Raw genomic sequence first — 11,751 nt, 5'->3', positions numbered from 1 at the left:
TCGTCACACCGGCGCGCGACCTTCGGCGGTCATTTCCGCAGCCGGAAGCGCCGTCTCTTCGTCAGTCGCTTCAGGAACAAGCGGCGGCGACTTACGTTCTGGAAACACACCGAATTCGCCCGCCACCTCCTGGAGCGGCTTCTGCTTGTCGGCCCAGTGCAGGGCCGTGTAGTCGAAACCGTGCACGATGGTGGGTTTGACGACTTCGAAATAGGGCGAGATGTCGAAGTCGCGCGGCATGTAGAGCGAGGAATCGCGGATATGCAGGATCTCGCGTCGCGCCTTGCGACTGGCGGCGCGCGTGATCTTGGGCAGGATCGGATAGCGCACGGCGTCGAACGCCTGGGCGATCAGCGCCGAGCAGATGATCTTGGTCGGATCGCCGGAGCCGAACGCGATCATGCGGCGGCGCCAGCGCTGCGGGATCGGCAGCGGAAACAGATAGCGCGCGAGATCGACGATGTTCTTGGTGTCGTAGCCGAAGCCGATGCGGTTGATGGCGTAGCGGCACACTGTGGTGCGGTCCTCGAACGACAGGCCGACCGGACGGCAGAGGCGGGTGTGATAGGCGAGATATTTCGACAGCGGCGCGGAGGTCACGCCCTCGCCGATATTGGCCTCGATCAGCACATGCTGTTCGCCGTCCGGCTCGAACGCGCCGTCGATCGGTCCGACAAACAGCGCCGCGTGCGACCAGGTCGACTGCGTGAGGTATTTGATGATGCCCGAAATCCGGTTGTTGCCTTCGACGAGCAGCACGTCGCCGGGCTGCATGATGCTCCGCAGATGGTCCGGGTCGCTCGGCGTGAACGGCTCGTAACCGGGGACTTCCTTCTGCAGGTACCCCGCGATCCATTTACCGACGGTATCGAGCATTAGGCCCATGGATTCCCCGAAGCGGTTCTATGACCGCTTGTGTTTCACTTAATCATGGTCGCAAGCTGTTGCAATTTAGTTCATGCCATCGGCGGATCAATCATGATTGATTTACCATGATGGTTGCTGCGGTCGGTGAGATGCGGCACAGTTCGCGAAGCGTTCCCGTTCTCCGCAAGTCCCCGGAAACCATGCCAGAAGCTATGTCATGACAGTGACCCGCCGCGATTTCCTGTCGGCGTCCGCGGCTTTCGCGCTGGTGCCCGCGCTGGGCGGCCGGGTGCTTGCGGCGCCGCCGCCGCGCGAGGCCGACGTCGTCGTGATCGGTGCAGGGGCCGCAGGCATCGCTGCGGCGCGCCGGATCGTTGCCGCCAACCGCAAGGTGATCGTGGTGGAGGCGGCGGGCCAGGTCGGCGGTCGCTGCCAGACCGACGCGTCGACATTCGGCGTGCCGTTCGACCGCGGCGCGCGCTGGATGCACAATCCCGAAACCAATCCGATGATCCGGCTGGCCCGCTCCGCGGGTCTCGACATCGTCACGGCGCCTGCGGGGCAAAAGATTCGCATCGGCCGGCGCTACGCCCGTCCCGGCGAGACTGAGGAGTTTTTGGCGGCGCTGGTGCGCGCCAATCGCGCCATCGACGACGCTGCGCGCAAGGCCGATATCGCCTGCGCCGCGGCGATGCCGAAGGACCTCGGCGATTGGGCCGGCACCGCGGAATTCCTGCTCGGGCCCAATTTCTGCGGCAAGGATCTGAAGGATCTTTCCGCCGTCGACAAGGTGCGTGCGCAGGATCGCAACACCGCGATCGCCTGCCGGCAGGGGCTCGGTGCACTGATCGCAAAGCTCGGCGAGGGGCTGCCGCTGGCGCTGTCGACGCCGGCGCAGCGTATCCTGTGGAGCAATCGCGACGTCATGGTCGAGACGCCCTCCGGCAAGATCACCGCGCGCGCCGCCATCGTCACCGTGTCGAGCAACGTGCTTGCGAGCGGCAACATCAAGTTCGCACCGGAGCTTCCGAAGCGCACGCTCGATGCCGCCGCCAAGCTCAGCCTCGGCAGCTACGATCGCATCGCGCTGCAGATTCCCGGCAATCCGCTCGGGCTGTCGCGCGATGACGTCATCATCGAGCAGAGCAATTCGACCAAGACGGCGCTACTCTACGGCAATATCGCGGGCTCCTCGCTGTGCACGATCGACGTCGCGGGCTCGTTCGGCCGCGACCTGTCGGCGCAGGGCGAGCAGGCGATGTCGGCTTTCGCGGCGGAATGGCTGACCAAGCTCTATGGCAGCGAGGTCGGCGCCGCCGTGAAGAAGACCAGCGCGACGCGTTGGAATGCACAGCCCTTCATTATGGGCGCGATGTCGGCCGCTGCACCCGGCGCACAATTCTCGCGCCGGATCCTGGCCGAGCCGATCGGCGCGATGTATCTCGCGGGCGAGGCCACCCACGAAACGCTGTGGGGCACGATCGACGGCGCCTGGGACAGCGGCGAGCGCGCCGCCGACGCCGCGCTGCGCAGGATCGGCGGGGCGAAGGAAGCGACACCGGCGCCCGCAGCGCCCGCCGCAAAACACAAGCGCCGCACGTCGCCTCGCTCCGGGGCGATGAATTGATGATCGTGAGAGGAGACGGTTGAGCGTGGTCGGCCTACCGTGGTGTGTGCGGTGATTTGGTGGCGAGTGCTGCCGCACAACAGGTGTCGTCCCTGCGAAAGCAGGGACCCATACGCCGCGGCAAATGTTGTGATCGGGACTCGTCGTTCCACCATCGTTCAGCAATAACTATTCGTGGTTATGGGTCCCTGCGTTCGCTGGGACGACACCGAAGATGTTGCGCGGCCGGTGGTCACACATCCGCATTCTCGTGACATGATTTGTCCGATCACACCGGCAGCTTCAGCTCCATCAGATCCTTGGCCACCACGATGCGGCCGGAATAGTTCTTCTTCACGTCCCTCGTCCAGTCATCATCGGTGACCTGCCGATCGTCGCCGGGGACGAAGTGACTGAGCACCAGCGTCTTCACGCCGGCGGCGGCTGCGATGCGGCCGACATCCTCGGTCGAGGTGTGGCTGTCGAGCAGATGCTTCTTCAACGTGGCGCCGTTCTTGGTCGTGGCAACCAGACGGTCGACCGCGGGGACGTAAAGACATTCGTGCACCAGTACGTCGACGCCCTTGGCAAACTCGGCGAGCTTCGGGTTGTAGGCGGTGTCGCTGGAGAACACGATGGTGCCGTCCGGGGTCTCGAACTTGTAGGCGAAGTTATCCGTGATCGGCGGGTGCGGCGTGCGGAACGCGGTGACGGTGACATCCGATGTCTTCAGCACCACGCCGTCGTCGCTGATGTCTTTCGCGATCAGCAGCTTGCGCGGGTCCGGGCGGCCTTCGTCCTCGATCCGGGTCTCGACGTCGAACTTGTTCAGCTCCCAGTATTCTTTGGTCATCGCCTCGATGCCCTTGGGGCCGAACGAATGGATCGGCGTCGAGAGGCCGGCCGCCCAGGCGTTGTAGAACAGATTGCCGTATTCCAGATTGTGATCGGAATGATGGTGGCTGATGAAGATGTACTTGAGCTGCGGGATCGGCACGCCCGCGCGCACAAGCTGGCGGCTGACGCCCATGCCGCAATCGATCACGAACGGGGTGTCGTTGACGACGACGAGATTGGCGGGGTTCGAAGCGCCGTTGCCGACGCGTGGCCCGCCCTTGGTACCGAGGAACACGATGCGGGTCCGCGCCTTGTCGGTTTGCGCGCGCACGTGAGGCGCCGCGAGCACGGCGGCGCTGCCGAGCGCCAGTTTCAATGCGTTGCGGCGATCGATCATCGGTGTCTCCCTAGTCTCTTTTGAGTGCTGCGACCCTAGCTGCCGCGCAGGATGCCATCAAGCGCCGGTAGGCCGACGATGACGGCCGCCGCGATCAGCGCGTAGCAGATCGCGCGAAACACCTTTTCGCTCGCCTTGCCGAACAGCGCGGCGCCGAACCAGACGCCGATGCCGTAGATCGGGCCGACGATCAGCGAGAACTTGACCGATTCGATCGTGATCAAGCCGGTGAACCAGTAGCTGACCAGCGAGAAGAAGTCCGAGGCGCCGAAGAACAGCACGATATTGGCGCGCGAGATCACCGACGAGATCGGGCGGCCCAGCCAGTAGGCGACGATCGGCGGTCCACCGGTCTGCGCGAGGCCGCTGCAAAATCCGGAGAGGCCGCCGACGCCAACGGAGAGGGCGACGTGCTCCTTGCCGTGATGGCGCCAGCCCGACAGCAGCAGTGCGAGCAGCGCCGCGACGAAGCAGGAGATGATCCAGCGCGTCGTGACAGGCTCGAGCACGGTCAGGAAATAGGTGCCGATAGGGACGCCGACCAGCGCGCCGGCGACCATGACCGCGGTCGCCTTGCGGTCGGCATGGGTCCAGGCGTTCGGCAGCAGCGGCGTGGCGGCGATGAAGTCGATGACGAGCAGCAGCGCCGCCACCAGCCGCGGCGCCGCGACGCTGCTCGCGAGCGGCATGAAGATCAGCGCCGAGCCGAAGCCCGAGAAGCCGCGCGCCGTGCCCGACACGAAGGCGATCGCACAGATCGCGAGCGCGATGCTGGTCGAGATGTCGGAGGGGATCAGGGAGAAGGAGGTCATGGGAGGGCGTGCGCGGGGTGATCCGTGTTTTTCACCTCGCCCCGCTTGCGGGGAGAGGTCGAAATTCAAGCGGAGCTTGAATTTCGGGTGAGGGGGGTCTCCGCGAGCTCCGTGTTCACCGTGTCTGCGGGACGAGCCCCTCACCCCAACCCTCTAAGAGCGAGCTACGCTCGTCTCGACCCCGTAAGAACGGGGAGAGGGAGAGGAGCATCACCCGCGCAGCGTGCCGCCGGTCTTCTTGGTCACCTCGGCGACGACCTTGGCCGCGACGGCGTCGATCTCCTGGTCGGTCATGGTCTTCTCGCGCGGCTGGATCGTCACCGCGATCGCGATCGACTTCTTGTCGGGGTCGATGCCCTTGCCTTCGTAGACGTCGAACACGGTCACATCGGTGATCAGCTTCTTGTCGACATTCTGCGCCGCGCGGACGATATCGCCCGCCTTGACGCTGCGATCGACGATGAAGGCGAAGTCGCGCGACACCGGCTGGAATGCCGAGAGCTCCAGCACCGGCTTGGCACGCGTCGCCCGCTGCTTGCCCTGCGGGATGCGCTCGAGGATCACCTCGAACACGATCATCGGGCCGTCGGCGCCGAGCGCCTCGGCCGCACGCGGATGCAGCTCGCCGAAAGTGCCGAGCACATTCTGCGGGCCGATCTGGATGGTGCCGGAGCGCCCCGGATGCAGCCAGGCCGGACCGCCGGGGACGATCTGCAGCGCCTGCATCGGCGCGCCGGCGGCCGCCAGCACGGCGAAAGCGTCGGCCTTGGCATCCATCGCATCCGCCGCCGCCGAGCCGGTCCAGTGCCGTCCGATCCCCTTCGACGAGGCGAAGCCATGACGCACGCCGGAGGCGGCGACCAGCTGGTCCTCCGGACGGTCGCCGCGGAAGACCTGGCCGACCTCGAACAGCGCCACGTCAGGATAGCCGCGGTTGATGTTGGCCTGAACCGCCGCGACGAGGCCGGGCAGCAGGCTCGGCCGCATGTCGGAGAGATCGGCCGCGATCGGGTTGGCGAGCACGAGCTCGCTCTGGCCGCCGCCGAACAGTTTTGCCGCGTCATTGGTGATGAACGACCAGGTCACGGCTTCCACCATGCCGCGCACGCCGAGCGCGCGCTTGGCGCGGCGGGTGCGCAGCTGCATCGGCGTCAGCACCGGCTTGCGCGGCTCCTCGCCGCGCTCGAACGGCGTCATCGGCACCTTGTCGACGCCGACGATGCGCACGATCTCCTCGACGATGTCGGCCTTGCCGTGCACGTCGGTGCGCCAGGACGGGATCGCGATCTTCACCACGGGCCCGTTGCCGGCCAGCATGAAGCCGAGCCGGGTGAGGATCAGCTTCACCTCGACCAGCGGCACCTCGATGCCGGCGAGGCGCTTCACTTCGCTGAGCGGGAAGTCGATGACGCGATCCTCGCCGAACTGCTTGCCGACCACGACGTTGTCGGACGGCGTGCCGCCGCACAGCTCCAGCACCAGCTTGGTCGCGAGCTCGAGCCCGGGCACCATGAAGGCCGGATCGACGCCGCGCTCGAAGCGATAGCGCGCGTCCGAATTGATGCCGAGCTTGCGGCCGGTCTGCGCGATGTTGATCTCGTTCCAGAGCGCCGATTCGATCAGCACGTCGGTCGTGTTGTCGTCGCAGCCCGAGGCCTCGCCGCCCATGATGCCGGCGAGCGATTCGACGCCGTGCTCATCGGCAATCACGCAGATGTTGCTGTCGAGCGTGTAGGTGCGGCCGTCGAGCGCGAGCAGCGTCTCGCCGTCCTTGGCGCGGCGGACGGTGAGGTTGCCCTGCACCTTCTTGGCGTCGAACACGTGCAGCGGGCGGGCGCGGTCGTAGGTCATGAAGTTGGTGATGTCGACCAGCGCGTTGATCGGGCGCAGCCCGATCGAGGTCAGCCGCTTCTGCAGCCATTCCGGCGACGGGCCGTTCTTCACGCCGCGCACCAGGCGCAGCGCGAAGCCCGGACACAGCGTGGCGTCTTCCACCTTCACCTCGACCGGACAGCGGAATTCGCCCTTGACCGGCTTGATGCCGGGATCCCTGAACTTGCCCATGTCGGCGGCGGAGAGATCGCGCGCGATGCCGTGCACGCCGGTGCAGTCCTGCCGGTTCGGCGTCAAGTTGATCTCGATGGTGGGATCGCCGAGCCCGGCCCAGTCGGCATAGCCCTTGCCGAGCGGCGCGTCCGCCGGCAGCTCCATGATGCCGTCATGGTCTTCCGAGATATGCAATTCCGCCGCCGAGCACAGCATGCCGCGGCTCTCGACGCCTCTGATAGTGCCGACGCCGAGCGTGATGTTCTTGCCGGGGATGTAGGTGCCGGGCGGCGAGAACACGCTGATCAGCCCGGCACGCGCATTCGGCGCGCCGCACACCACCTGCACCGGCGCGCCGCCGTCGCCGGTGTCGACCATGCACACGCGCAGCCGGTCCGCATTCGGATGCTGCTCGGCCGAGATCACACGCGCGATGGTGAACGGCGCCAGCGCCTTCGCCTTGTCCTCGATGTTCTCGACCTCGAGCCCGATCATGGTGAGCTTGTCAGCGAGCTTGTCGAGCGGCTCGTCGGTCTCGAGATGTTCCTTCAGCCAGGAGAGGGTGAACTTCACGGCTGCATGCCTCGGTTCTTGTTGGTGTTGACTAGGTTATCTTGATCGCTCGCTCCGCAACGTCGCGTAGACGTTACGTGCTCAGCCCGCCCGCGATCGACGGGATGTCGAGCGGCTTGAAGCCGTAGTGGCTGAGCCAGCGCACGTCGCTGTCGAACAATTGGCGCAGGTCGGCGATGCCGTATTTCAGCATCGCGATGCGGTCGATGCCCATGCCCCAGGCAAAACCCTGGTAAACGTCGGGATCGAGGCCGCAGGCACGCAGCACGTTGGGGTGCACCATGCCGCAGCCGAGAATCTCCAGCCAGTCCTCGCCCTCGCCGAAGCGGATCTCGCCCTTGTCGCGGCGGCACTGGATGTCGACCTCGAGCGACGGCTCGGTGAACGGGAAGAACGACGGCCGGAACCGCATGTTGATGTGGTCGACCTCGAAGAACGCCTTGCAGAACTCGTGCAGGATCCATTTGAGGTGGCCGAGATGCGAGCCCTTGTCGATCACCAGGCCCTCGACCTGATGGAATTGCGGCGTGTGCGTCGCGTCGGAATCGATGCGATAGGTGCGGCCCGGGCAGATCACGCGGATCGGCGGCTGCTGGGTCAGCATGGTGCGCACCTGCACCGGCGAGGTGTGGGTCCGCAGCAGCATGCGCGAGCCGTCCTCCTTCGGGTTGAAGAAGAAGGTGTCGTGCATCTCGCGCGCCGGATGGCCTTCGGGGAAGTTCAGCTTGGTGAAGTTGTAGTCGTCGGTCTCGATGTCGGGACCTTCGGCGACCGCAAAGCCCATGTCGGCGAAGATCGTGGTGAGCTCGTCCCAGACCTGGCTCAGCGGATGGATGCGGCCGGTCTCCGCCGGCGCCTCGCGCAGCGGTAGCGTGACGTCGATGGTCTCGGCGGCGAGGCGCGCATCGAGCGCGGCCGCTTTCAGCACGTCGCGCCTGGCCGCGAGCGCCTGCGTCACCGCATCCTTGGCGAGGTTGATCTTGGCGCCCTCGGTCTTGCGCTCCTCCGGCGACATCTTGCCGAGGGTGGCGAGCAGGGCCGAGATCGAGCCCTTCTTGCCGAGCGCCGAGACGCGCACCGTCTCGAGGGCGGCCTCGTCAGCGGCTGAGGCGATCTGGTCGAGGATGGATTGTTCGAGCGTTGCGAGGTCGGACACGGTCAATTCCTGCGCTTGAGCGGAAGCATGATCCGGTGGGAAGAACCGCTACCCGAACCGGTACCATGCGCCAAAATTCGGCTGGGTTGTCGCCGCCCGAAGGCGGTAACGTCAAGCAAAAAGCCGGTCATTTCGGGCCGATGGCCGGCAGCATTGAACCCCGCGCGGAGGCCGGGCTACCCAAGGGGAGTTCAAGGAGGCCCACGCGATGTTGCTGCGATCTTGCCTGGCCATGCCGGCGCTGCTGTTGATGCTCACCACGGCGCATGCCGCGACCGAGGAATGTCCTGCCAAATCGACCCAGATGGACGACATCATCGCGGAGCTTCAGAAGGCGCCGAGCTGCAACCGCGCGATGAAGATCTTCGAGGCGTGCGAATACGGCGCCAGCGGAGACGTCCAGTTCGGCGCCGTGGTCGAGAAGAGGTGCGAGGGGGACTTCCTGTCCAGCCTCGGAGCGTCGCAGAAGAAGGCCTATGCCGGCCAGCTCAAGCGCTGCGACCACAAATACGACAACGAAAGCGGCACCATGTACCGCTCGTTCACGGCGTTCTGCCGGGCGATCGTCGCCCAGCGCTATTCGCAGAAGGCGCTGAAGGCGGGCCCCAAATCGCGTTAGGGCCGCCCGCTAGGATCAGGCGGCCAGCGCGGCCTTGGCCTTTTCAGCGATCGCCTGGAACGCAACCGGCTCGTGGATCGCGAGATCCGACAGCACCTTGCGGTCGACGACGACGCCCGACTTGGAGAGGCCGTTGATAAACACGCTGTAGGTCATGCCGAACGGACGGACCGCGGCGTTGATGCGCTGGATCCAGAGCGCGCGGAAGGTGCGCTTCTTGCGCTTGCGGTCGCGGAAGGCATACTGGCCGGCCTTTTCGACGGCCTGCTTGGCGACGCGGATGGTGTTCTTGCGGCGGCCGTAATAGCCCTTGGCGGCCTTGTAGACTTTCTTGTGCTTGGCGTGAGCGGTCACACCGCGTTTGACGCGAGACATGACGGAAATCCTTGATCTGGAAGAGGTGACGGGGCGCCGCGCAGTCGCGGCGAGGGTTCAAGCGATCGGTGCGATCAGGCGTTCGGCAAGAAGTACTTCTTGACGTTGTCGCCGTCGGTCTTGAACAGCACGCGGGTGCCGCGAAGCTGACGGATCTGCTTCTTCGTCCGCTTGATCATGCCGTGGCGCTTGCCGCGCTGGGCGTGCATGACTTTGCCAGTGGCGGTCACCTTGAAGCGCTTTTTAGCGCCCGACTTGGTCTTCAACTTGGGCATTTGGCTCTCCTGTCGCACAGCACGAAAATCGCCCCGAGAGGCGTCCGGCCGGCTAAAATGCTCGTTAGAGCGTTGAAAGTGCTAGGGTTTTTTCCGAATTGAAAGAACCTGCACGAACCGTCGCCACGGCAGCCCTTGATCAGCCGGGCGGCGAAGGCCCGGCTTATGACAGAGGATCGGCGGTTTTGCAACGTTTCAGGCGGGGAATCCGGGCGGATCGGTCTTCCCCTTCCCCCTGAAAGGGGGGCCGGGATGGGGGGCGGCCGTCGGCGCCGCTGCTCGTGGAGAGAGTAGATCCCCACCCGCTTTGCTCTGGCGAGCAAATCGACCTCCCCTTTTCAAGGGGAGGTTGGCACCACCGGGCCATGAGCGGTGCCCAAAATACGAAACAGCCCGCCAGATCGCCTGACGGGCCATTTCATTTCAACAAAGCGACAAATTCGAACTAGTGTCCCGAATCCGAAGTTCGCATCATTTGCCGCACCTTCGGAGCGAGCTTCGGATTCGATAACACTAGCAAACTTATGATTCTAGTGTGCTTTATGAATGCGAAGTTCGTGAAAGTGGCTGCCGCGAAATCGCACGAACTTCGCATTCAGCACACTAGCGCGGCGCCAGCACCATCACGACCTGGCGGCCCTCGAACTTCGCGTCCTGCTCGACCTTGGCGAATTCGGCGACGTCGGCCTTCACCTTGTCCAACAGCTTGGTGCCGATCTCCTGGTGCGCCATCTCACGACCGCGGTAGCGCAAGGTGATCTTGACCTTGTCGCCTTCCTCGAAGAAGCGCTGCATCGCGCGCATCTTCACGTCATAGTCGTGATCGTCGATCATCGGGCGGAGCTTGATCTCCTTGATCTCGACGACCTTCTGCTTCTTGCGAGCTTCGGCAGCCTTCTTCTGCGCGGAATACTTGTACTTCCCGTAGTCCATGATCTTGCAGACGGGAGGGCTGGTATTCGGCGAAATCTCGACGAGATCCATGCCGGCTTCCATGGCCATCTTGATGGCCACCATGGTTTCGACGGTGCCCTGATTGACACCATCCGCATCGATCAGCTGGATCTGCGCGTTGCGAATCTCGTCATTGGTGCGCGGCCCTTCTTTGGCGACTGTGGGCGGGGCTCTATTGGGACGGCGAATGGGTAACTCTCCAAAGTTGTGAAAGGGAAGGCGGATATTTTGAAGCAAGATGCTGCAACGGGCAAGCGAACTCGCTTCTTTAAGCGGCAAAACCGCCAATTGCGAGGCATTTTGGCCACGCCCGGCACATATAGCGGGCGCGTCCGGTCCGCAAGACGGGACTCGGAGCCGTTGACCGGTGCCGCGCGACAATTGAAAAGCAGATGTCTGACACCCGAGTGACCGAACCATGAGCCAAACCGCCGCATCGGAACAGGAACCAGCCTTCATCGAGGTCGGCGAGGGCAGTCAGGCGCGCCGGATCGCGGTGCGCGCCCGTGCCGGCAGCAGCCCCGGACTGATATGGCTCGGCGGTTTCAAGTCCGACATGTCCGGCACCAAGGCGCTCGCGCTCGATGCATGGGCGGCCGAGCATGGTCGCGGCTGCGTCAGGTTCGACTATTCCGGCCATGGCGAATCCGGCGGCGAGTTCGCCGACGGCACCATCGGCCGCTGGCTCGAGGAGAGCGTGGCGGTGTTCTCGCAGTTCTGCAGCGGGCCGCAGGTCGTGATCGGGTCCTCGATGGGCGGCTGGATGGCGCTGCTGCTTGCGCGTGAGATCATGCGGCGCGGGAACGGGAAGGCACAGCTCGCCGGCCTCGTGCTGATCGCGCCGGCACCCGACTTCACCGAGGAATTGATGTGGAAGGCCTTCTCGCCGGAGGTCCGCGCCGAGATCGAGACCAGGGGCATGTGGCTGCGTCCGTCTGAATATGGCGACGGCACGCCCTATCCGATCACCCGCAACCTGATCGAGGAGGGCCGCAATCATTTGCTGCTCGGAAGCAAGATCGACGTCGGCTGCCCGGTGCGCATCCTGCAGGGCGCGCAGGATCCCGACGTGCCGTGGAAGCACGCCTTCGCGCTGGTACACCGCCTGCCGGCCGAGGACGTCGTGCTGACCATGATCCAGGACGGCGACCATCGCCTCTCGCGTCCGCAGGACATCGCCCGGATCATCGCCGCGGTGGCGGAGATCGGCTAAGCTCTCCGTAGAGGGGGAAGC

At 64.9% G+C, this 11,751-nt stretch carries 11 protein-coding genes; 3 read left to right on the top strand and 8 right to left on the bottom strand.

What is annotated here, in order from left to right; genetic code table 11:
• Positions 1–3 precede the first annotated feature (3 nt).
• Entirely contained in the window at positions 4–885 is an 882-nt protein-coding gene (locus ACVWY5_RS38760; protein ID WP_244978478.1) for a YiiX/YebB-like N1pC/P60 family cysteine hydrolase, read from the bottom strand.
• Between the two features lie 199 nt (positions 886–1,084).
• Between ACVWY5_RS38760 and ACVWY5_RS38755 the strand changes: the two genes are divergently transcribed.
• Entirely contained in the window at positions 1,085–2,494 is a 1,410-nt protein-coding gene (locus ACVWY5_RS38755; RefSeq protein WP_028335748.1) for an FAD-dependent oxidoreductase, read from the top strand.
• Positions 2,495–2,762: 268 nt separating this feature from the next.
• Here the strand turns inward: ACVWY5_RS38755 and ACVWY5_RS38750 are convergent, their stop codons facing one another.
• The 4 genes from ACVWY5_RS38750 to pheS all read right to left on the bottom strand — a co-directional run bounded on the left by ACVWY5_RS38750 (position 2,763) and on the right by pheS (position 8,294).
• The gene (locus ACVWY5_RS38750; RefSeq protein ID WP_028335747.1) at positions 2,763–3,707 is read right to left on the bottom strand and encodes an MBL fold metallo-hydrolase; all 945 of its coding nucleotides are present in this window, start codon (positions 3,705–3,707) and stop codon (positions 2,763–2,765) included.
• A gap of 35 nt (positions 3,708–3,742) precedes the next feature.
• Positions 3,743–4,519 (bottom strand): sulfite exporter TauE/SafE family protein, encoded by a 777-nt coding sequence (locus tag ACVWY5_RS38745; RefSeq protein ID WP_028335746.1) that lies wholly within the window; start codon positions 4,517–4,519, stop codon positions 3,743–3,745.
• Positions 4,520–4,729: 210 nt separating this feature from the next.
• The gene (gene pheT, locus ACVWY5_RS38740; RefSeq protein WP_028335745.1) at positions 4,730–7,138 is read right to left on the bottom strand and encodes a phenylalanine--tRNA ligase subunit beta; all 2,409 of its coding nucleotides are present in this window, start codon (positions 7,136–7,138) and stop codon (positions 4,730–4,732) included.
• A 73-nt stretch (positions 7,139–7,211) separates the two neighbouring features.
• Positions 7,212–8,294 carry a phenylalanine--tRNA ligase subunit alpha gene (gene pheS / locus ACVWY5_RS38735; protein ID WP_028335744.1) on the bottom strand — a complete coding sequence of 361 codons (1,083 nt, stop codon included), beginning with the start codon at positions 8,292–8,294 and terminating at the stop codon, positions 7,212–7,214.
• A 208-nt stretch (positions 8,295–8,502) separates the two neighbouring features.
• Between pheS and ACVWY5_RS38730 the strand changes: the two genes are divergently transcribed.
• The gene (locus ACVWY5_RS38730; protein ID WP_028335743.1) at positions 8,503–8,913 is read left to right on the top strand and encodes a hypothetical protein; all 411 of its coding nucleotides are present in this window, start codon (positions 8,503–8,505) and stop codon (positions 8,911–8,913) included.
• Positions 8,914–8,928: 15 nt separating this feature from the next.
• Here ACVWY5_RS38730 and rplT read toward each other — a convergent pair whose 3' ends face one another.
• The 3 genes from rplT to infC form a co-directional block, all read right to left on the bottom strand.
• A complete protein-coding gene (gene rplT, locus ACVWY5_RS38725; protein WP_018269297.1) occupies positions 8,929–9,288 on the bottom strand; it encodes a 50S ribosomal protein L20 in 360 nt (119 codons plus the stop codon).
• Between the two features lie 74 nt (positions 9,289–9,362).
• A complete protein-coding gene (gene rpmI / locus ACVWY5_RS38720; RefSeq protein WP_008539890.1) occupies positions 9,363–9,563 on the bottom strand; it encodes a 50S ribosomal protein L35 in 201 nt (66 codons plus the stop codon).
• Positions 9,564–10,166: 603 nt separating this feature from the next.
• Positions 10,167–10,706, bottom strand: a complete 540-nt coding sequence (infC, locus tag ACVWY5_RS38715) for a translation initiation factor IF-3 (protein WP_028337954.1) — start codon at positions 10,704–10,706, stop codon at positions 10,167–10,169.
• A gap of 229 nt (positions 10,707–10,935) precedes the next feature.
• Here infC and ACVWY5_RS38710 point away from each other — a divergent pair, with 229 nt between their 5' ends.
• The gene (locus tag ACVWY5_RS38710; RefSeq protein WP_028337953.1) at positions 10,936–11,730 is read left to right on the top strand and encodes an alpha/beta hydrolase; all 795 of its coding nucleotides are present in this window, start codon (positions 10,936–10,938) and stop codon (positions 11,728–11,730) included.
• The last annotated feature ends 21 nt before the right edge of the window (positions 11,731–11,751 follow it).

It is taken from the genome of Bradyrhizobium sp. USDA 3256, from assembly GCF_054058275.1.
Note: the sequence above shows the minus strand (reverse complement) of the source record. Positions and strands in the feature narration are given on the sequence as shown.